Origin of the sequence: Sphingobacterium sp. UBA2610 (assembly GCF_002339225.1) — a bacterium.
GTDB classification, from domain to species: Bacteria; Bacteroidota; Bacteroidia; order Sphingobacteriales; family Sphingobacteriaceae; genus Sphingobacterium; species Sphingobacterium multivorum.
This window is the reverse complement of record NZ_DDKA01000006.1, coordinates 94279-115651: the sequence shown is the minus strand read 5'-3', so window position 1 is coordinate 115651 and position 21373 is coordinate 94279. Positions and strand designations below refer to the sequence as shown.

15 protein-coding genes and 3 tRNA genes are annotated in these 21373 nt (G+C 36.2%); 10 read left to right on the top strand and 8 right to left on the bottom strand.

The annotated features are described in order from the left end of the window. Window position 1: 1 nt before the first annotated feature. A tRNA-Pro gene (locus B4Z47_RS04670) sits at window positions 2–75 on the bottom strand. Between the two features lie 541 nt (window positions 76–616). On the opposite strand from B4Z47_RS04670, the gene B4Z47_RS04665 reads away from it, so the two are divergent. Continuing rightward, the gene (locus B4Z47_RS04665; RefSeq protein WP_115049399.1) at window positions 617–763 is read left to right on the top strand and encodes a JAB domain-containing protein; all 147 of its coding nucleotides are present in this window, start codon (window positions 617–619) and stop codon (window positions 761–763) included. Here B4Z47_RS04665 and B4Z47_RS04660 read toward each other — a convergent pair. From B4Z47_RS04660 to B4Z47_RS04640, 5 genes are all read right to left on the bottom strand, one after another. Further along, complete coding sequence (locus B4Z47_RS04660; RefSeq protein ID WP_115046691.1) at window positions 760–969, bottom strand: hypothetical protein; 210 nt, start codon at window positions 967–969, stop codon at window positions 760–762. The genes B4Z47_RS04665 and B4Z47_RS04660 overlap by 4 nt on opposite strands. Before the next feature lie 251 nt (window positions 970–1220). Then, entirely contained in the window at window positions 1221–3101 is a 1881-nt protein-coding gene (locus tag B4Z47_RS04655) for an AAA family ATPase (RefSeq protein ID WP_201303580.1), read from the bottom strand. Between the two features lie 2 nt (window positions 3102–3103). Further along, window positions 3104–5368, bottom strand: coding sequence for an N-6 DNA methylase (locus B4Z47_RS04650; RefSeq protein WP_201640125.1), 2265 nt, complete (start codon window positions 5366–5368; stop codon window positions 3104–3106). A 13-nt stretch (window positions 5369–5381) separates the two neighbouring features. Next, window positions 5382–7745: an EcoAI/FtnUII family type I restriction enzme subunit R gene (hsdR, locus tag B4Z47_RS04645; protein WP_115046683.1), complete on the bottom strand. Its 2364-nt coding sequence runs from the start codon at window positions 7743–7745 to the stop codon at window positions 5382–5384. A gap of 135 nt (window positions 7746–7880) precedes the next feature. Beyond that, window positions 7881–7954: transfer RNA gene (locus tag B4Z47_RS04640), tRNA-Pro, on the bottom strand. Window positions 7955–8390: 436 nt separating this feature from the next. Between B4Z47_RS04640 and B4Z47_RS04635 the strand changes: the two genes are divergently transcribed. Continuing rightward, a complete protein-coding gene (locus B4Z47_RS04635; protein WP_115046681.1) occupies window positions 8391–10766 on the top strand; it encodes an ABC transporter permease in 2376 nt (791 codons plus the stop codon). A 45-nt stretch (window positions 10767–10811) separates the two neighbouring features. Here B4Z47_RS04635 and B4Z47_RS04630 read toward each other — a convergent pair. Further along, a tRNA-Pro gene (locus B4Z47_RS04630) sits at window positions 10812–10885 on the bottom strand. A gap of 342 nt (window positions 10886–11227) precedes the next feature. On the opposite strand from B4Z47_RS04630, the gene rplS reads away from it, so the two are divergent. The 5 genes from rplS (at window position 11228) to B4Z47_RS04605 (ending at window position 17460) form a co-directional block, all read left to right on the top strand. Continuing rightward, window positions 11228–11575 carry a 50S ribosomal protein L19 gene (rplS, locus tag B4Z47_RS04625; RefSeq protein WP_046671854.1) on the top strand — a complete coding sequence of 116 codons (348 nt, stop codon included), beginning with the start codon at window positions 11228–11230 and terminating at the stop codon, window positions 11573–11575. A gap of 295 nt (window positions 11576–11870) precedes the next feature. Next, window positions 11871–12956, top strand: coding sequence for a carbohydrate-binding family 9-like protein (locus tag B4Z47_RS04620; RefSeq protein ID WP_070563028.1), 1086 nt, complete (start codon window positions 11871–11873; stop codon window positions 12954–12956). 123 nt (window positions 12957–13079) lie between these two features. Beyond that, window positions 13080–14690: a CTP synthase gene (locus tag B4Z47_RS04615; protein ID WP_046671852.1), complete on the top strand. Its 1611-nt coding sequence runs from the start codon at window positions 13080–13082 to the stop codon at window positions 14688–14690. A 39-nt stretch (window positions 14691–14729) separates the two neighbouring features. Then, a complete protein-coding gene (gene yidC, locus B4Z47_RS04610; protein WP_070563034.1) occupies window positions 14730–16556 on the top strand; it encodes a membrane protein insertase YidC in 1827 nt (608 codons plus the stop codon). 118 nt (window positions 16557–16674) lie between these two features. Further along, window positions 16675–17460 (top strand): META domain-containing protein, encoded by a 786-nt coding sequence (locus tag B4Z47_RS04605; protein WP_115046679.1) that lies wholly within the window; start codon window positions 16675–16677, stop codon window positions 17458–17460. A gap of 114 nt (window positions 17461–17574) precedes the next feature. Here the strand turns inward: B4Z47_RS04605 and B4Z47_RS04600 are convergent, their stop codons facing one another. Further along, entirely contained in the window at window positions 17575–18924 is a 1350-nt protein-coding gene (locus B4Z47_RS04600) for an acyl-CoA dehydrogenase family protein (protein WP_201303583.1), read from the bottom strand. Window positions 18925–19251: 327 nt separating this feature from the next. On the opposite strand from B4Z47_RS04600, the gene B4Z47_RS04595 reads away from it, so the two are divergent. From B4Z47_RS04595 to purB, 3 genes are all read left to right on the top strand, one after another. Then, window positions 19252–19476, top strand: coding sequence for a hypothetical protein (locus B4Z47_RS04595; protein WP_046671848.1), 225 nt, complete (start codon window positions 19252–19254; stop codon window positions 19474–19476). A 148-nt stretch (window positions 19477–19624) separates the two neighbouring features. Further along, window positions 19625–19849: a hypothetical protein gene (locus B4Z47_RS04590; RefSeq protein WP_046671847.1), complete on the top strand. Its 225-nt coding sequence runs from the start codon at window positions 19625–19627 to the stop codon at window positions 19847–19849. Between the two features lie 125 nt (window positions 19850–19974). Continuing rightward, window positions 19975–21324 (top strand): adenylosuccinate lyase, encoded by a 1350-nt coding sequence (gene purB, locus B4Z47_RS04585; RefSeq protein ID WP_115046675.1) that lies wholly within the window; start codon window positions 19975–19977, stop codon window positions 21322–21324. Window positions 21325–21373: the final 49 nt, after the last annotated feature.

The window sequence follows — 21373 nt, the reverse complement described above, 5'->3', positions numbered from 1 at the left end:
GTCGGGGTGGCAGGATTCGAACCTACGACCTCCACATCCCAAATGTGGCGCGATACCGGGCTACGCTACACCCCGAAAAGGTATCACCTTTGTTTTGTGTGGCACAAAAGTAAACTAAAAATATGTTTTTTTCAAAAATATTCTTCACATAACACCTAACAAGCTGATTTATTGTAAAATAATTTACAAAACATTTAAAACACATGTCGATTTCGATCCAAAATAATTATAAAAACCAGCATGACTGCCCTGAATAGCGAAGTTATCGGTTAGGTAGCTAAAATAGTGGGATTGGCTGGACCTGACTAAGTCTACTCCGGATCAAACTTAATAATATCCTAAAGGCCCTAGGTTCGCTCCTTGCCCTGAAACAAAAAAAGCCCTAACTTTCGTTAGAGCTTTTAAGTCGGGGTGGCAGGACGAATCAACCTACACGCAAATATCTATATATCAAAATGTTGACTACTTAACTTAAGAACTACTCACCGTTTTACTCACATATATTTTGTAATTCGATAATACAAATATAGATATATTAAACAAATCGGCAATACATCTTGGCATCTATTTATTAGAGTAGTTTAATGAAAAAAATAATATTTCAAATTATTTATGAATAAGTAAAGAGGCACAGATAAAAATAGAAATAGAAGAGAGCAATAAAATCATTGAAGCAGGCAAGGTATTAGATATACAACTACTAGATCACATAGTTCTAACTGCTGATAGTTACTATTCATTCAGAGATGAAGGGGAGTTTTAAAATCCCCTATTATACCTGACTCCTTCTGTTACTTCTATTTCATTAAAATATCCCTTTATCTTTTCTGAATAATATAAATGCTCTAATCCAAGTTTCCAGTAACTCTCAAATGAAGTACCATCACATTTTAATACTTGAGGAATTATTTCTGGAATATTTGGCACACAAATAAAGATAGTATAGCTTTCATTATCATTTAATTGCATAGTAAGGCATTTTTTAGGTTTGTATCCAATAGGTCTTTGTTTTTTGTAACTGAATTCCGCTACTGATATGCTTCATCAAAATCAAAAGGCCAAAGATCGGTTAGCCATTCATTTTATATAAAAATTTTAGTTTTGAAGAGGTAATGTTAAATACAAACAACTATGACCAAAGCAAATCTAAAATGAATTTCATTTATTGCTTGCAACTCCTTGTAGATGTGATTCAATATCTATTTTTAGAGTGCGTGTGATCAATTTTGCGGTATTTTAGTTTCTATAAAATCAAAAATTGGTTTAAAAACTTGAAATGGTTCATCATCAAAGGTAGGGACAAGATTCTTACTGAAATTTACCTTATCACCTTGAAATCTTAAAAATTGAGAAGGAAGACTAAGGTCTGGTTCAAACATGGCTTCAATTGCTGGAATATGCTGAAAGAGATGTTCAATAGCCATTAAAGAATGTTCACCAAAAGTACCACCGGTTGCGACATTTACGACTTGTTTAGTTATTGGTTTACCATTAGGTACGGGCAACATAATTGCATAAACCTCATTATCATCCATCTGTTTAATCAGACCATCATATACGTTTGTACATATATCATTTGTTGAAAATCCATTCCAACTGTTGTATGCTTTATCAAAATCAAATAAGCCAAAAATTGGCAGACCTTGCATATCACTTATAACTTCTGGATCTTTCATCAATTGAACTAGATATCTATGGCCAAAAGCGTAAAATGGAATAAACGGAATTTCTCTATCTGGATATATCCTATTCCAAGCTTCTTTGATTATTATAGGATCTGTTTTCCCTTCGGTAAAAAGAACAGGTTTCTTTTCAATTTGAATGGTGTTAATGATACTTAATAATTGCTCGTGTTCGCTGTAACGTATCAATCTCTCACTTAATTTATCAATAGCGATTCTTTTGGGAATAGTGTATGATCTTACATTTCCTTGTTCATTTAAATCAAAATAGCTTACTCTGCTCTTAATAAATTTTATTAAAGTTATTGCACTATGACTACTCATAATTATATGATTACTTTCACTTGATTCATCTGAAATTTCACAAACTTGTTTTAAAAAATCATACTGCCATTCAGGATGTAAAAAAGAATCTGGTTCGTCTAATAAAGAAATACAATTCTTATTCTTAAACAACTCTGTAATCGTATAGATGTAAATAGATTGGAATTGACCATCACTAAATTGCTTAATATCTATTTTCTTACCCGAATTCAATTCTACTTCAATTGAAATATCTGATAGCATACCAATAGTAATTAAGTTATCAAAGGAAACAAATAGTTCTAATGCATCCGTTGTATTAAATATATTTTGAAATGACTGCAAGCTCCTATAAAGAATATATTCTTCTTTTTCTTCCGTATAAATATAACCTTCTTCCCGAACAGGATTGTCCGCAATTTTCTCAACTCCCCAAATTTGATTCAAAAATGTCTTGAAAAATCCCTGTGCTCCCCAAAATCTCTCTTCATCATTAAATTCATCAAAAATTATTTCCTCCTTGCCTTCTGCATATTCAGGCCTCTTGAATACAAGTTTTACCTCATTGCCTATTGACCTAATTCCTAACTTTTTAAGGATGAATATTTTGGCATTTAGGTCTTCACTTTGTAAAAGCATTACTGCCAATAAAAGAGATTTATAATCAGTTCCAATTCTAAAAAATGGCCTAGCATCATCCTGGTTGAAGTTCGGACTATTTCTGTTCCTACTAATTTTTTCTTTATGCTTCTGATCGTTAACTGATATAAAATCTTTTATAGTCGAGTTGTGACCAGAGTAATATATAAGCACATTATTAGGCCGCTTATTTGCGGGTAAAGATCTTGTGGGGCTTCCGTCTGAATCTTTCCAACTGTTATCTTTCCAAGTTATGTCTACTATTTCACCATCTATTTCATATCTTATTCTATAATCGAAACGTATAGGATGTTCATTGTCAAAAAGATGTTTTAAAATTTCCAAACTCGCCTCGAAGAAATTTGATTTACCAGCACCATTCTTTCCAACGAATATGTCAATAAAACTACTTCCGTCAAAATCAATCTTAAAGTCCTTTAAGTTCTTGTATTCTGATATTATGTGAATATGTAACATCCTCATATCTCAATATTTGATAAGAATGAACTAAGAATTTGTGTTTGTTTCTTTGAAGATTCTTCAATGTTTGATTCAAGTAAATCAGAGAGTTTGAATAAATCCTCAATTTTCTTGACTATTCTTTCCTGCTCATAGAATGGGGGTAGAGGAACGGCTGTATTAATAATTTTTTCTCTTGAAATATTAGGCTGAGCAGCACCAGCACCTTGTGAAATAAAGTTGGATTTTAGAGACAATAATAAATAATACAAGAATTCATTATTAATTGGAGAAAAGGTTTTACAAGCACAAACAGCCTGATTTGTAGCAGCTTCAATTTCCAAAACACCAACTTCTCCAATATTCGCTCCATACATTGCTATCAAGACAGAGCCAATTGGATTTAAATGCAAGGAACACTTTTCTAACGCTAGTTCTGTAATTTTTTCACTGGTTTCTTTTATTCTACCTTGTTTTACCTCTCCTGATTTTACCCACGGAATATCTCCAGCATAGAATGCTTGATTCGTTCTGCTTGGAGTAGAACCTGATTTCCATATACCATAATTATTTAGCCTTACCCATTCCCAACCAGTGGGCAATTTGTATTTTTTTTCATCTTCTGATATTTGTGGAAGGCCTTTTGGCTTGCTTATTAGTTTTTGTCTTAAAAGTGATTTTCTCTCACTCTCTATTTGACTAAGTATTTTTGCAGCAGCTTCATCTTTGTGATTTTGAGTATCAAATTCACCTTTCATAGCTAGGCTTAATAAAACACTTTTCAATTTATCTATGCTTTCCTTCGATGAAAACAATTTATCGAAATGGGATAAAAACTCATAGTCATTATGATTTTGTTTAAGCTCTTTTTTTAGTAAATCCTGAATTTTGCTCCTTTCTTTTAAAAGATTGTCATATTCATTTAAAAGCTCTTTTGGATCTCTGTGATTTATTACCTTCTCGAATGGATTTTTAAAATCTAGATTGTAATTTCTTGCTTCAATCTCTTTAATAGAAATTTTCCAAGCGTATTGATTCTGAATACGTTTTTTCCACCAATTCTTTTCTAAATCAAATTCTTCAATTTGTAATGGCTTTCCTCTTGAATATGACTTGTAACCTTCTGGATATGGGTGCTCAAAAAACCAAACATTTTTGGTTGGTTCTCCTTTTTCGAAAAATAAAATATTTGTTGTAATACTTGTATAAGGACTGAAAACGCCTTTTGGTAATCGGACAATCGTGTGAAGATTAAATTCGTTCAGCAATTCTTTTTTAAGGTTTGTTTTTACACCCTCGCCAAAAAGAAAACCATCAGGTAAAACCACAGCGGCTCTTCCTGTATTTGGCTTTAAAAGGTGCATGATAAGTGCCATAAACAAGTCTGCAGTTTCTCTAGTCTGGTATTTTTTAGGAAAATTCTTTTCAATTCCATCTTCTTCTACACCACCAAATGGCGGATTTGTAATAATTACATCAACTCTGTCTTTTGATCCATAATCTTTCAAAGGACGGCTCAAGGTGTTGTCATGCCTTATGTTTAATGGGACATCGATTCCATGTAACATCATATTCGTCATTGCCAACATGTGTGGCAAGGGTTTTTTCTCAATTCCGATTATGTTGTCTTGAAGTTTAGCTATATCATCAGGGTTTTTAAATTGCTTTTTTTTATGCTCAATTACATTAACCAAAAAACCGCCTGTTCCACAGGCTGGGTCAAATACTTTTTCACCTAATTGAGGATTGAGGATGTCAACCATAAATTGAGTTACTGCCCTTGGAGTATAATATTCACCAGCATTACCTGCTGACTGTAAATCACTTAATATCTTCTCATAAATATCATTGAACAAATGTCTGTCAGACGATGAATTAAAATCCACATCACTTTGAATGGTATTTATCACTTGTCGTAACAATGTCCCAGATTTCATATAGTTATAAGCGTCTTCAAAAACACTTCCTATAACTTTTCCATGTGGTGAAACTCCTGCTGTATTTGACAATTTCTTAAGTGCAGGAAATAAATCATTGTTTACAAAATAAATTAAATCCTCTCCAGTATCCCCTTCATCATTAGCAGCCCAATTAGACCATTTGCATCTGCTAGGCAAAGGAGACTTATAATTTGGAATAGTTATTTCCCATTCCTTTTCTTTATCATCAAAAATTTTGAGAAATAGTAGCCAAACAATCTGGCTAATACGCTGTGCGTCTCCATCTACGCCAACGTCCTTTCTCATGATATCTTGAATAGTTTTTATTAATGCGCTTAATGACATGTTTTTTTCTTTTTTATGCAGTATATATTGCTTGTTCTAATTCTCTAATAGCCTTTTCGTATTCAGTTATACCGCCAAACTTTTTAATAATTTCTAGTGGTGTTCCAAACTCTGTAAATGGCTGAATTGTTAATATTTTTGTCTCTTCAATATGCACTACACCTTCATCTGCATACTTCTGCAGCAAGGCATCAATGACATTCTGTGCTTGTTCTCCGTATTTGAAAAAGTAATTTCTCTTCTTGACTTTTTCAGCTCTTTCTTTTCTTGTGAGAGGAGGCATGTCCCATGCTACATGACAAATGATATCAAAAGGGTCAATGTCTTTTCCAATTTCTTCTGATAATGCATCAAAAAAGACACCTTCTGCTTCTAAAGCTGAAATTATCGCTTTTTTCTTGTCGGCATCAGACCATTTTTTTAGAAAATCATCAAGAGATAAAAATTCCTTTGATAATGTTTTTTTAGTATAATCTTTTAATGACTCAGTGATTAATTTACCATATGCATCAAAATATTGAACTCTCTCAGCTACTACAGAAACAGGAACATCAGCTACGTAATACTTTTTTACTTTTTGCTGTTCTTCATCTGAAGATTGAATATCGGAGAAATCAAAATCATCACTTGTTGTATAATCAACTGGTTGGATTTTGTCAGAACTTTCCAAATCATCTGGAGGAACAGGAGATTCTCCTTTTTTCGGAGTATATACTACTACTGGGTCTCCGTCAAAATCAGGGTCTGCAAATAGCTCAGTTGCTTTCTTAAAGTCCATTATGGTAAAATAGAACTTATTGAATTCTTCATTTATTCTTGTACCTCTCCCTATTATTTGCTTGAATTCAGTCATTGATTGAATTCTTTGGTCTAGCACAATTAATTTACAAGTTTGAGCATCCACTCCTGTAGTCATTAATTTTGAAGTCGTTGCAATCACAGGATACTTTGATTCTGGAAAAATGAAATTGTCCAGTTCAAGTTTTCCTTCCTCATTATCACCTGTAATTCGAACAACATATCTCGAATTATCAGCAGCTAAATCACTATTTTCATTTACCAAAGCTTGCCGCATTCTTTCGGCATGGTCAATGTTGTCGCAGAATACGATAGTTTTATCAAAGCGATTAGTTTGCCTTAAAAAGTCAGATATTTTCTTGGCAACAAGTTGAGTTCTTTTATCTAAAACCAAGGCTTTATCAAAATCTTTCTGGTTATAGATTCTATCTTCAATTTCATTCCCATATTTATCCAGCATTCCTTTATCAGGTCGCCATCCTGTTACATCTTTATCAATGTCTATCCTTACTACTTTATAGGGGGCTAAAAAACCGTCATCAATACCTTGTCGCAAGGAATAAGTGTAAATAGGATCTCCAAAATAATCAATATTAGATACGTCTTTGGTCTCTTTGGGTGTTGCAGTTAATCCAATTTGTGTAGCATTAGAAAAGTATTCTAAAATTCTTCTCCAATTCGAGTCTTCCCCTGCACTCCCTCTGTGGCACTCATCAATGACAATTAAATCGAAAAAATCAGGGGAGAACTGCTTGTAAATATTTTGTTCTTCTTCTGTCCCAGATACAGCTTGATAAAGCGAAAGATAAATTTCATAAGACTTATTAGCTTGTCGTTTGGATATTTTGGACATTGCAGAACCAAAAGGCTTAAAGTCATTTGTAATTGTTTGGTCAACCAAAATATTTCTATCAGCTAAGAATAGTATTCTCTTTTTAGCTTTAGACTTCCATAATCTCCAAATGATTTGAAACGCAGTAAACGTTTTACCTGTACCTGTAGCCATTACAAGTAATATCCGATTATTACCTTTAGCTATAGCTTCAATAGTTTTATTAATCGCTAATAATTGATAATATCTTGGAGTTTTATTGCTTCCATCACTATAATAGTCTTGGGTTACTATAATCTCTTGTTCACTCGATAGCTTTTTATGGTCTTTCCATAAATTCCAAAGGAAATCAGGTGATGGAAAATCGTCTAATGTAATCTCAGTTTCAACTTCTCCATCTTTTGCAAGATTGTTATGAAACAAAAAACCGTCACCATTTGAGCTAAAAACAAAAGGTACATCCAACAATTCTCCATATTTAAGAGCCTGCTGCATACCATCACATATTGAATGATTATTGTCTTTTGCTTCAATTATTGCAATAGGAATACCTGGCTTATAGAAAAGTGCATAATCAGCTCTTTTATTTTTAGCTCTTGTATGGAGTTGCCCACGTACAATTATTCTTCCATTAGTTAACGGGAATTCTTCTCTTAACTGAACATGAGTGTCCCATCCAGCTTTTTCTAAAGCAGGTGTGATGTACTTTGTACAGATATCTCTTTCAGTTAAGTTCTTCTTATTCATAATATTGACATATAATTCGCTTTTAAAATATACAACATTTATAATATATTCCACGAGATAATTATCATTCCAAAAAATAATTAGTCCGAAATATGTCCGAAAATAAGAAAAGCCACTGATTATCAGTGGCTTTTGTCGGGGTGGCAGGATTCGAACCTACGACCTCCACATCCCAAATGTGGCGCGATACCGGGCTACGCTACACCCCGAAAAGGTATCACCTTTGTTTTGTGTGGCACAAATATACGCTTCTTACAAATTATTTGCAAATGAAAAACGCAAAATAAAACTAACAAGTTGTTACATTGCGACATACTGTTTTCTCATATGACGTAGTACCCTCCTTTACAAAATCAAACCCAATGTTATTCTCCATATTCCTTACCCACATAAGGCACCATCCTGTAAATAAAACTTTTTTTGATTTCCAGACCTCAGGATGTTCGAATATGAACACAAAGTGTTCGAATCCAAACACTTACACAACAAAAACACTACATAAAACACTGACTATAAACATATTAGCCATTTGGCAGTTTTTTTGGAATTAACCTGCATTGAACGTGTTTTTTCAAAAAAATTAGACGGACCTTCTATCTGATTGATTACTAAATAAGGTCGAAACAAACACTTATAACTAAAAGTATGATAAAGAACTATTTCCAAATCGCCTGGAGAAACCTCATGAAAAACAAGGTCTTTTCCTTTATCAATATCCTAGGCTTAACCATAGGCATCGCGGTCTGTGCAATGATATTCCTGTTTATCGCCAATCAGTTTAGTTTTGACAAGTTTCACAACCAAGGCGATCACATCTATCGTGTGATGCGAGGTTTTGACAACACCAAGGACCGTGCACCTTATTTATCGGCACCCTATGCCACGGCCTTATTAACCGATTATCCCGATGATATCAAAGAAGCTGTACGGGTAATGCCTGCCAATGGGTTATTCTCTATTGGCAACATTGCATTCAATGAAAAGAAACTCTTTATTGCAGATGACGATTTCTTTGAACTATTTAGTTTTCCGCTAATCAAAGGGAATCCAACGACTGTTTTAAAAAATCCAACAAGTGTTGTGCTCACGGAAACAACTGCGAAGAAATATTTTGGAAATGAAAATCCTATCGGTAAAATACTGCAGCTTGATAAAAATAAACAATTAACCGTTACTGGGATCGCTAAAGATCTTCCGGTCAATTCACATCTGGATTTTGATCTCATTATCCCCTTATCCAATTATCTCGATACCGAACCCTTTAAAGCCTGGCAAAACAACAATTTATTCACTTACATCTTACTTGACGAACATAAGGATGCTAGGCAATTGGAAAAGCAGTTTCCTGATTTCATGAATAGGCATATGAAAGCAGTTTCTACCAATATGGGCATTCATTTTGATCTTGCGCTTACACCGCTACGAGACGTCTATCTTGAATCCCACAGCGCATTTGACAGCGCAAAACATGGCGACAAAAAGGTTATTTACATTTTTCTTTCCATCGCCATACTTATATTGATTATCGCCTGCATCAATTTCATGAATCTCTCAACAATACGTGCAGTTGACCGATCAAAAGAAGTTGGTTTAAGAAAGGTACTTGGCGCTCGACGTCTTCAATTAATGGGACAGTTTATCGGAGAATCCATTTTATTAACCAGCATATCCTGCGCACTCGCCATGTGTCTGTTGCAACTACTCATGCCTGTATATAATCAACTATTGGGATACAGCCTAACAGTCCCATGGAATTCATGGCCGATCTATATTTTTTTGATTGCAGTTATCATTATAGTAGGTCTATTAGCGGGAAGTTACCCCGCATTATACCTTTCGACCTTCTCCCCTATACAGGCATTAAAAGGCAAATTGCGCTTCGGCAAGGGCGGCACACTGTTCCGACATACGCTGGTTGTATTCCAATTCAGCATATCCATTTTACTTATCATCGGTACACTGATTATCTCCAAGCAGATGAAATATGTAAAAGAACTAGGGCTCGGCTACGACAACCAACAGACTGTGGTTATTCCAATAGACAATGAAGAACTGTACAACAACCTTCGTACATTCAAAAACGAATTATCTGTGAGCAGTGATATTGCATCGGTCTCCTTTATGTCCGGTGAACCGGGCGGCTTCTTCGATAGCCACACATTCGAGGTCGAAGGAAAGAACGGTGAGAAGTGGAAGTCAAGGACAGAGTTCACTGATTTTGACTATGTAAGTACGTTGAAACTCAAAATAATAGCAGGCCGAAACTTTTCAATACAACACCCGACCGACTCCACTAGGGCTGTATTAGTCAATCGTAGTGCAGCATCGATGCTTGGATTTACTCCCGAACAGGCCATTGGCAAATGGATAAAAAATACGATCCGCGATCAATCCCCCCGGACAATCATTGGTGTAATTGATGATTTTAACTTCCTATCCCTAAAAGAAAACATGGATGCATTAGTTGTTGCCCCTTCTGATGATCTAAGGGTAGCCCTTATCCGCTTAAACACAAAAGATTTCCCTGCAGCCCTAAAAACTATTAGAACCGCATTTGGGAAAGTAGCCCCATTATATCCGTTTGAATACAGTTTTTTGGACCAGAAATTCGATATGCTGTACAAAACTGATCTTAGGCAACAACGTATACTCAGTCTTTTTTCTGGATTGGCCATATTTATCGCGTGCCTAGGCCTCTATGGTTTAGCCTCATTTACGGCTGCCAAACGAAACAAAGAGATCGGAATTCGCAAGGTGCTTGGCGCTTCGGTATCGGGTGTCACTACATTACTGTCCAGAGATTTTATAAAACCCGTATTAATTGCCTTGATAATCGCCTCGCCGATCGCCTGGCTAACCATGAACAAATGGCTGGAAGACTTTGCTTACCGCATCGAGATCCAATGGTGGATGTTTGTGCTGGCGGGACTAGTAACAATAGGCATCGCATTAATTACAGTAAGTTGGCAGGCTATCCGAACAGCCATAGCTAATCCTATAAACAGCTTACGGGACGAATAAAAAGAGGATACAAAAAAAGCTCTAACTTTCGTTAGAGCTTTTAAGTCGGGGTGGCAGGATTCGAACCTACGACCTCCACATCCCAAATGTGGCGCGATACCGGGCTACGCTACACCCCGAAAAGGTATCACCTTTGTTTTGTGTGGCACAAATATCGAATCATTTTTTGACTTTGTCAACACCCTATAGAAAATTAATCACTAAACAGCTGATTGATTGCATAATATTTTTATCAAAAGAATATATTCTATTGAATTTAGCAATCAAAAACCCTTTCCATATAGCCTACAAAGGAATATTCAAAATATCTTTAGATTATCCATTTCATTTTCATATCTTTGCATCCGATTTGAATATCAGTCAATAGTTTTTTAAAAAAGTATTTTTATATTCAGAAAATAAGTCGTAATATTGCATTCCGATTTTTACAGGATATAAATCGTTAATAATTACTCGAAATCATGGATTTAGTAAAATTTGTAGAAGAACAAGCGGTAGTAAAGAATGAAATTCCCGCTTTCAAAGCTGGAGATACCATCAGCGTTCATTATAAAATTCGCGAAGGAAATAAGGAGCGTGTACAGGTGTACCAAGGTGTAGTAATTCAATTAAACAGCGAAGGTGCTAACGCTACTTTTACCGTTCGTAAAATCTCAAACGGTGTAGGTGTTGAACGTATTTTCCCTGTAAACTCACCAAACATTGAAAAAATTGAAGTAAACAGCTACGGTAAAGTTCGTCGCGCGAAATTATTCTATTTACGCGGCCTTACTGGTAAAGCTGCTCGTATTAAATCGAAAAGAATCTAATTACGACTACCACGGCATAAAAAAAGGCTTTGAAATCATTCAAAGCCTTTTTTTATACCCTACCACCCGTAGCTTCCAAAACGCAGGTCATACAAACCACTGCTTCTGTAATAAATTTAGGACAATTATATATTGTTTCCTAAAATCACACCCTCCTCTTTGCCGCGCTAAAACATTTTACTTACTTTTAGCTTCGTATCTGAAAGGTAGAATCGTAGATGATCACAATAGTTAAAAACATCCTAATTTTGTTCCATCTTCACTTTGCTGCCGTTAAAAATCAAACTGTATCTTGATGAGAATTATAGCTTTTATCCTTGCTTTTATAAGCTATCCGACCTTTACTTTTGCACAACGGAATCTGAATGAATTTCTTCAGTTACAGTCGCGCCCTGAAACCTATTATGTACACCCAGCAACAGATGCAATCACGATTGACGGAAAGGACGATGAGGCTTCCTGGTCAAAAGCGCCATGGACAGACTCTTTTAAGGATATTGAGGGATTAAATAAGCCTGTTCCTACTTTTAAGACGCAAGTCAAGATGCTTTGGGATAAAGAAAACCTTTATCTTTTTGCCAAGCTTCAAGAACCTCATATCAAAGGATATTTAAGACAGAAAGATACAATCATCTATCATGACAATGATTTTGAGATCTTTCTCAAGCCAAATCTATTCTCTCCGGAATATATAGAGATTGAAATAAATGCATTAAATACAGTTATGGATCTTTTGATGACTAAACCTTATCGCTTTGGCGGTAGGGCTAATCTAAATTGGGACACAAAAGATATTGAAACTGCAGTCTATCATGCCGGGTCCATCAACAATCCACAAGACAAGGATGAATTTTGGACTGTGGAAATGAAAATACCTGTAAAAAGTCTAAAATACTTTGGCGAAGGAAATCAGATCAAAGTAAATGAAACCTGGAAGATAAACTTCTCACGCGTTCAGTGGCATTATGACAACACCGAAACCACCTACAGCAAGAGAAAAGACAATACGGGTAAGACGCTCGCTGAAGAGAACTGGGTATGGTCTCCAATCGGCCTCGTTAATATGCATTACCCCGAGCGATGGGGACATATAAAATTTGTTGATGATGCAAACCATCAACCTATCGACCAGCAATTCCTCGCGCTCGAAAAAGTTACCTGGAATATCTTTTACCTGCAACAGATCTATAGAAACGATAAAAAACGTTATGCAACGTCAATTCAGGAGTTAAGCAAATTATATCCTGAAATTATAAATGAGCAAAAAAATTATGAGATTGTATTTTCAAACAGTATTAATTTCTATCGCATTGAAATCAAGTCAAAAGCACAGCCTACATTAAAGACGACAATCGATAGCCAAGGTAACATCTATTTTTAATTTAATTATTCGAGCGATCTTCAATTCTGATTTTGAATAAAAATTGCTATCTTTGTATCCCGTACATAAAGCAACTATTATTGGTCATTTTGACCACATAAAATTGAAAATCCTTTAATTGTTATGACTAAATATATTTTTGTTACGGGCGGCGTTACTTCGTCGTTGGGGAAAGGTATTATTGCTGCCTCCCTTGCTAAACTTCTCCAGGCGCGTGGCTATAAAGTTACCATTCAAAAATTCGACCCTTACATTAACATCGACCCAGGAACATTAAATCCATATGAGCATGGAGAATGCTATGTTACGGAAGATGGTGCTGAAACAGACCTTGACTTAGGTCATTACGAGCGCTTCCTGAACGTCCCTACTTCACAAGCAAATAACGTCACGACAGGCCGCATCTATCAACACGTTATCCAACAAGAACGTGAAGGTGCATATTTAGGAAAAACTGTTCAAGTGATTCCCCATATCACAGATGAGATAAAACGCAGAATGCAACTGTTGGGTGAGTCTGGTGAATATGACATTATCATCACTGAATTGGGCGGAACCGTGGGCGATATTGAGTCCTTACCTTTTGTGGAGGCCGTAAGACAACTTCGCTGGGAATTAGGAGCCAATAATTCGCTGGTTATCCATTTGACTTTAGTCCCTTACCTAGCTGCTGCAGGTGAGCTTAAAACTAAACCTACGCAACATTCAGTAAAAACATTATTGGAATATGGTGTACAACCAGATATTCTAGTGTGTCGTACTGAACATAAATTATCACAAGAAATCCGTAAAAAATTAGCGCAATTCTGTAATGTCAACATCAACGCCGTCGTAGAATCTATCGATGCGTCGACGATTTATGACGTTCCATTACTGATGCTAAAGGAGAATCTTGATAAAACAGCATTAACAAAGCTAAAACTTTCCAACAAAAATGAGCCTGATTTAGAAAATTGGAAGAACTTCCTTGGCAAACTCAAAAACCCAACTAGTGAAGTGAATATTGCTTTGGTTGGAAAATATGTAGAACTTCCAGATGCTTACAAGTCCATTATCGAAGGATTTATCCATGCAGGAGCAACAAACGAATGTAAAGTAAAAGTAAGCTATATTGCTGCTGAAAGTGTTACAAAAGAAAATGTTGCTGAAAAGCTAAAAGGTATGGATGGAGTTTTGGTTGCTCCAGGATTCGGCGAACGCGGTTTGGACGGCAAGCTAAATGCTATTCAGTATGTTCGTGAAAATAATATTCCGTTCTTTGGTATCTGTTTAGGTATGCAATGTTCGGTTATCGAATTCGGAAGAAACGTATTGGGTCTGAAAGACGCTAATAGTTTCGAGATGGATGCCACCACGAGCAATCCGGTCATCAATTTGATGGAAGAACAGAAGAATATCACCAATATGGGCGGTACAATGCGTTTAGGTGCTTACGACTGCGAAATTAAAAAAGGAACTAAAGCCTTTGCCATCTATGGTAAAACAAAAATTTCTGAAAGACACCGTCACCGTTATGAATTTAACAATGACTATTTAAAACAATATGAAGCAGCTGGAATGATTGCTTCAGGATTCAACCCGGAGACTGGATTAGTTGAAATTGTCGAATTGAAAAACCATCCATTTTTCGTTGCCGGACAATTTCATCCAGAATTAAAGTCAACTGTTGCAAATCCTCACCCACTTTTTGTTAGCTTTGTAGCCGCTGCTTTGGCCAACAAAAAATCAAAGTAGTAATAGAAGGATACAATTAATTAAGTTTAATTATTAAAAATGGATAGAAATACCCTAATTGGTTTGGTCCTGATGTTTGCTATCATCACTGGTTCATTTTACCTGATGAAGCCTTCAGAATCAGAAATCAAACAAGAACAAGCGAGACAAGAGGCTAAAGCGCGTACAGAAAAAGGACTGCCTGCCGAAAGTGACTCTACCGCTAAAGCCAAAGCAGCACAAACAGCAGTGATTGCTGATTCGGCGGAATTGAAAAAACCTTTTGGCGCGACAAAATTTGGAACGGAGAAAGTCATTACGATTGAAAACGAGAAAATCATTGCCAAAATCAGTACAAAAGGTGGTAAGGTTAAATCCGTAGAACTAAAAGGCGAAAAGAATTTCAATGGAAAACCGTTGATGCTTTTTGATGGCGACGACAACAAGTTTGGTTTTCAATTTAACGCAGCTGGTCAAAATGTGTCAACAAATGATTTATACTTCAGTACAGAGTCTTCGGATATCCAAGTTTCTGCTGAAGGTAAACAATCTGTGAAATTCCGACTAAATTACAGTGCCGATCAATATATTGAATATGTATACTCGATTGCTGGCAAAGGTTATAATGTAGGACTGGACATTAACACAAAAGGGATACAGAATTTAATTCCGCAGAGTCAAAAAACGTTGACCCTGAACTGGAACACCACGTTGAGACAGAAAGAGCAAAACATAGAATCGGAAAGACAGAAATCTACCCTGTATTATAAAGAAGATAATAAAGTAGATCACCTTTCCGAATCAAAAGATGCTGATGAAGCATTGGAGAAAAAAGTACAATGGATTGCATTCAAGCAGCATTACTTCTCTAGTATCCTCAGCACTAAAGATGGCTTTGTCAACGCAAAAGTGGATGTAAAACATGCGTCAGAAACCGATATCGTTAAATTCTACAACACAAACGCGGAATTAGCATTTGATAACCACAAAGACAACAACTATTCCTTAAACTTCTTCTTTGGGCCAAATCAATACAATGTATTGAAGGCTGAAGGAAATGATTATCAATCGATTATCAATATGGGTTGGGGCCCTATGCGTTGGATCAACCAATGGATTACAGTACCTGTATTCAACTTCCTGGATGGTTTCCATATGAGCTACGGTATCGTTATCCTTTTATTGACATTGATGTTGAAGTTGATTCTTTCCCCAATGACCTACAAGTCTTATGTCTCTATGGCCAAAATGCGTGTTTTAAAACCGCAGCTGGATGAGATCAAAGCAAAAGTGGGTGAAGACAATCAAATGTTGATGCAGCAGGAGCAAATGAAATTGTACAAACAGGTTGGTGTGAATCCACTTGGCGGATGTCTTCCTCTTGTCTTACAAATGCCATTTACCATTGCGTTCTTCTACTTCTTTCCAAATTTATTTGAATTGAGAGGACAAAGCTTCTTGTTTATGAAGGACATGTCAACTTATGATACGCTATTCACATTTGCACCTATTTTTGGATCATTCAATCACATCTCTTTGATGTGTATCTTGATGACATTGACAACACTGTTAACGACCTGGTATAACAACGCTACATCTGGTGCTACAGGACAAATGAAATACATGGGCTATATCATGCCGTTGATTTTCTTCTTTGTTTTGAATAGCTTCCCAGCGGGTTTGAATTACTACTATTTCTTAAGTGCATTATTTACGTTCTTAACGCAGTTGGTTATTCGCACTATGGTGAATGATGAGAAAATCTTAGCTAAATTGGAGGAAAATAAAAAGAATCCAAAAGCAGATAAAAAATCGAGCTTCCAAACGAAAATGGAAGAAATGATGCGTGCACAACAACAGGCACAACAAAATAAAAACAAATCGTAAGATTTATCCTACTGATAAAGAAGGCTTCTAATTGGAAGCCTTTTTTTGTTTGTGAACTTTTGTAGCATTTTGTCAAACCAAACGTTAAAAAGGGTGTTAATAGGTTAAAATTTAGAATATGAACTTTAAAAACATCGCCATACTGGCCATCTTAATCGTTAGTCTTGGAAGTTGCTCTGTGATCAAGAAAAACGCGAATGAGCAGAACACAGACAGTAGCCTGTCGTCAGTAATTGGAAAAAAATGGCAATTGATTGAAATCAATGGACAGCCAGTAGCGGCTCAGATCAACGGCAAAATGCCTTACCTCCAGCTGGACGAAAAAAGTTACAGTGCAAGTGGGGGATGTAATGGCATCGGTGGAGAATTGACTTTATCAAAGAATGGAAAGGTTAAATTTGCTCAGGGTATGTCTACGATGATGGCCTGTCCGGATATGTCTATTGAACAAGCCTTATCCAAAAACCTTATTGCTGCAGATAATTATACGGTTAAGGATGGTATTCTTAGCTTAAACAAAGCGAAAATGGCTCCCCTGGCAAAATTTAAACTGATTCAGGACAATAAGCAACAACTTAGTGGAACTTGGGAACTTGATTATATATCCGGCCCACGGATTGCTTTCGACGGCCTATATCCCAATCGTAAACCAACCATGATCTTTGATGCTTCCAGTGGTAAAGTAAACGGAAATAGCAGCTGCAATAACTACAATATGACTTTTAAAACGAATGGAAACACCATCAATTTTGGCCCCATTATGTCGACAAAAATGGCCTGTGAAGGTAATGGTGAAGCAACCTTCTTTTCGACCTTAGAAAAGGTAAATACCTTTAGCATAAGCGAGAATACATTGACATTTATCATGGGAGATATTGCTATTATGCGATTCAAACGGAAATAGAAAATTAGATTTTTGCTCCAAATGAAGTAAAACTGGCGTTGTTACGGAACAACGCCAGTTTTATATATTAAGCGATATTTGGCAACAGAATGCCAAAGACCAGCCTGATAATCCCTAAACAAAGGCACTAAATCCAGTTATACTTCTACCAACAATAAGTGAATTGATTTCTTTTGTCCCCTCATAGGAATAAATGGCTTCAGCATCGGCCAAAAAGCGTGCGACATTATATTCCAACAGAATACCGTTTCCGCCCATGACCTCTCGAGCCTTGGAAACAATATCCCTCGTACGTAAAGAACAGAAGACTTTGGCCAGCGAGGCATGTTCATCTCTTAGCTCACCCTTATCCTGTAATTCAGATAATCTGAAGACAAGCGTTTGCATGGCCGTTAAATTGGACAACATTTCGACCAGGTGATTTTGAATAAGCTGAAAAGAGGCGATTGGTTTACCAAATTGCCTCCTTTTACGCGTATAATCCAAGGCATTTTCATAGGCGCCTCGCGCACATCCAACGGCCATCCAAGCAACACCTGCTCGCGTCATCTGAAGAACCTTTCCTGTATCTTTAAAGGAATTTGCATTTTGCAGGCGATCACTTTCTGGAACGATGCAATTCGCTAAAGTAATAAGACCATTCTGTACAATACGCAAAGCCATCTTATCTTTAATTTTCTCAACTGAAAAACCTGGGTTATCTTTTCGTACGATAAAACCTTTAACTTCATCATCATCAAGATCCCTAGCCCAAACAATGGTTATATCCGAAAAGGTGGAGTTCCCGATCCATTTTTTCTGACCATTTAACACCCAACCTTCGGCGGTCTTCTTACAGGTTGTTGTCAATCCGCCCGCTGCTCCCGACCCTACTTCGGGCTCGGTTAGACCAAAAGCACCAATCACTTGCATTTTCTGCATTCTAGGCAACCACTCCTGTTTTTGTTCTTCGGATCCGCATATATAGATTGATCCCATAGCCAAACCACTCTGTACGCCAAAAAAAGTCGCTACAGAAGCATCAACACGCGCTATCTCCGCTGCGATGATCCCCTCCATTAAAGAACTGCCCCCCATACAGCCATACCCATCGTAGGTATAGCCACAAATATTTAAAGCGGCTAGTTTCGGTATAATTTCGAAAGGAAATTCATCTCTTAACCAATATTTATTGACAATTGGCTTGACTTCATTCTCCATAAATTCCCGCACCTTCAATTGCAATGCACTATCTGAATCATTTAATTTGCTATCCATAGCATAGAAATCACCATTAATAGGAGGTAATTCCTTTTTTTCTTTTCCTGCACTCAGCATTTTCATTAAACCATGAAGCTGCTTATCATCCATTTTTGATACGGCATCCATTACTGCTCCCAAATCCACTTTCTTCGATATTTCTTCCAATTTGCCAAAGTCTATTGATTTTGCCAAATCCATTATATTCTTTACTTTATCAAACATAATTGCAATTTCTTTTTAAGTGTTTACTTTTTAAAATAAGAAAAATAATCGAAAATTGTTTGGAAACGGCATGATACAAATTGACACTATGGAATTATCCGGTAAACAAACGAATGGACAGCAACTTACCTTTTATCGCACGATATCTTATCAACAAAATATTGGAATCAGGAACGTTTCGAATAAAACACACAACTATAAAACACTTAAAAACAGCTTGTTAATAATATTTTCAAAAAAATATTATTTTTTGGGTTACCTTTTTTGGTTACGTGTATTAAGAGATGAAAAAGAAAATTATTTCAATTTAAATTAGAAAATTAGAAAATGAAAAACGCATTAAAATTCGGTTTCTTAGGTTTAGCTTTAACTGTAGCTTTCGCATCTTGTAACAATTCAGAGAAAAAAGCTGAAGGTGCTGCAGATTCAGCTTCTGCTTTAGTTGATTCAGCTGCTAACACATTAGATTCAGCTGCTACTAAAGTTGATTCAGCTGCTGCTAAAGTTGATTCAGCTGCTGCTAAAGTTGATTCAGCTGCTACTAAAAAATAATTTAGGACTGAATAGAGCTTTTGGAAGGCCTTTTTTACGAAAGGCCTTTCTTTTTTTTTTCAAAAAAAGAAATACACGGGTTACCTTTTTTGTTTAATGGTATTAACTCCTAAATAACAAGATTTAAAAATATTTTAATTTTAATAAAATGAAAAACGCATTCAAATTCGGTTTCTTAGGTTTAGCTTTAACATTGGCTTTCGCATCATGTGGTGAAACTGCTAAAAAAACTGACGCTGCTACTGATTCAGCTAACGTTGCACTAGATTCAGCTAACACTCAATTGGATTCAGCAAAAACTGCTGTAGATTCAGCAAAATCTGCTGTAGATTCAGCTGCTGCTAAAGTTGATTCAACTAAAGCTGCTCACTAATTCTCTGAAAAGAATTTACACCGTATAGAAAGCTTCCTTCAGTAAGGAGGCTTTTTTTATATCTACACCAATTAAATTGCTAAGCTCCAAGCATTTTTTTACCTTTGCCAAAAATCATTCAATCTATGGCTTTATCATCTTTAACAGCAGTTACGCCTATTGACGGACGCTATTACAATAATACTAATGAACTTTCAGCATTTTTTTCCGAATTTGCCTTAATAAAATATCGTGTACGCGTAGAAGTCGAATATTTTATTGCATTAAGCGAGTCTGGTATCGCTCAATTGCAACAGTTTGACAAAACACTAAATGAAAAATTAAGGGATATCTATAGGAATTTTTCTGAAGAAGATGCCATTTGGATCAAAAACACAGAGAAAGTTACGAACCATGATGTTAAAGCTGTTGAGTATTTTCTAAAAGATCAATTTGAAAAATTAGGATTACAGGACTACCTTGAATTTATTCATTTTGGTTTGACTTCACAAGATATCAATAACACAGCCATTCCACTTTCCTGGAAAGAAGCAATTAAAGAGAGCTATACACCTGCAATCGAAGAATTGCTTCATGAATTGAAATCTTTGGCAACTTCGTGGTCAGAGATCCCGATGTTGGCACGTACCCATGGACAGCCAGCATCTCCAACTCGTTTGGGCAAAGAGTTCTATGTTTTCATTGAACGTATTGAACGTCAATTGCAACTATTACATCAAGTACCGTATTCAGCTAAATTTGGTGGAGCGACTGGTAATTTTAATGCGCATCACGTTGCATATCCAGCGACAAATTGGATCGATTTTGGAAATAATTTCGTCAACAATATCTTGGGTTTAGACCGTTCACAAACGACCACGCAAATTGAGCACTACGATAACTTTGCGGCAAGTTGTGACGCCTTAAAACGGATCAACAATATTGTCATCGATTTATGCCGTGACATTTGGACATATATTTCGATGGAATATTTTAAACAAAAAATTACTGCCGGTCAAATCGGTTCTTCGGCTATGCCACATAAAGTCAACCCGATTGACTTTGAAAATGCAGAAGGAAATTTAGGTATTGCAAATGCAATTTTCGAGCACCTTGCAGCGAAGTTACCTGTTTCCCGTCTTCAACGGGATTTAACAGATTCTACGGTATTACGTAATATTGGTGTTCCATTTGCACATACCCTAATTGCTATTAAATCAACTTTGAGAGGGTTACGCAAATTGATCTTAAACGAACAGGCATTGGCCAATGATCTTGAAAATAATTGGGCTGTTGTTGCCGAAGCGCTACAAACGATACTAAGACGAGAAGGCTATCCAAAACCGTATGAAGCTTTAAAAGACCTAACACGTACCAACACGCATGTCACGAAAGAAACAATAGCGACATTTGTTGATAATCTAAATGTGTCAGCGGAAGTTAAAGAGGAACTGAAAGCGATCAGTCCTTCTAACTACACAGGTGTTACTTTATAAGCTTTTACTTATAGATGACCTTAAGAAAGCTCCTTTTGACCTATATTTG

What these genes read in the sequence shown, in the direction of transcription:
- B4Z47_RS04660 (WP_115046691.1), bottom strand. Translation starts at nt 969, where the DNA reads ATGCAATTAAATGATAATGAAAGCTATACTATCTTTATTTGTGTGCCA.
- B4Z47_RS04655 (WP_201303580.1), bottom strand. Translation starts at nt 3,101, where the DNA reads ATGTTACATATTCACATAATATCAGAATACAAGAACTTAAAGGACTTT.
- B4Z47_RS04650 (WP_201640125.1), bottom strand. Translation starts at nt 5,368, where the DNA reads ATGTCATTAAGCGCATTAATAAAAACTATTCAAGATATCATGAGAAAG.
- hsdR (WP_115046683.1), bottom strand. Translation starts at nt 7,745, where the DNA reads ATGAATAAGAAGAACTTAACTGAAAGAGATATCTGTACAAAGTACATC.
- B4Z47_RS04635 (WP_115046681.1), top strand. Translation starts at nt 8,391, where the DNA reads ATGATAAAGAACTATTTCCAAATCGCCTGGAGAAACCTCATGAAAAAC.
- rplS (WP_046671854.1), top strand. Translation starts at nt 11,228, where the DNA reads ATGGATTTAGTAAAATTTGTAGAAGAACAAGCGGTAGTAAAGAATGAA.
- B4Z47_RS04620 (WP_070563028.1), top strand. Translation starts at nt 11,871, where the DNA reads ATGAGAATTATAGCTTTTATCCTTGCTTTTATAAGCTATCCGACCTTT.
- B4Z47_RS04615 (WP_046671852.1), top strand. Translation starts at nt 13,080, where the DNA reads ATGACTAAATATATTTTTGTTACGGGCGGCGTTACTTCGTCGTTGGGG.
- yidC (WP_070563034.1), top strand. Translation starts at nt 14,730, where the DNA reads ATGGATAGAAATACCCTAATTGGTTTGGTCCTGATGTTTGCTATCATC.
- B4Z47_RS04605 (WP_115046679.1), top strand. Translation starts at nt 16,675, where the DNA reads ATGAACTTTAAAAACATCGCCATACTGGCCATCTTAATCGTTAGTCTT.
- B4Z47_RS04600 (WP_201303583.1), bottom strand. Translation starts at nt 18,924, where the DNA reads ATGTTTGATAAAGTAAAGAATATAATGGATTTGGCAAAATCAATAGAC.
- B4Z47_RS04595 (WP_046671848.1), top strand. Translation starts at nt 19,252, where the DNA reads ATGAAAAACGCATTAAAATTCGGTTTCTTAGGTTTAGCTTTAACTGTA.
- B4Z47_RS04590 (WP_046671847.1), top strand. Translation starts at nt 19,625, where the DNA reads ATGAAAAACGCATTCAAATTCGGTTTCTTAGGTTTAGCTTTAACATTG.
- purB (WP_115046675.1), top strand. Translation starts at nt 19,975, where the DNA reads ATGGCTTTATCATCTTTAACAGCAGTTACGCCTATTGACGGACGCTAT.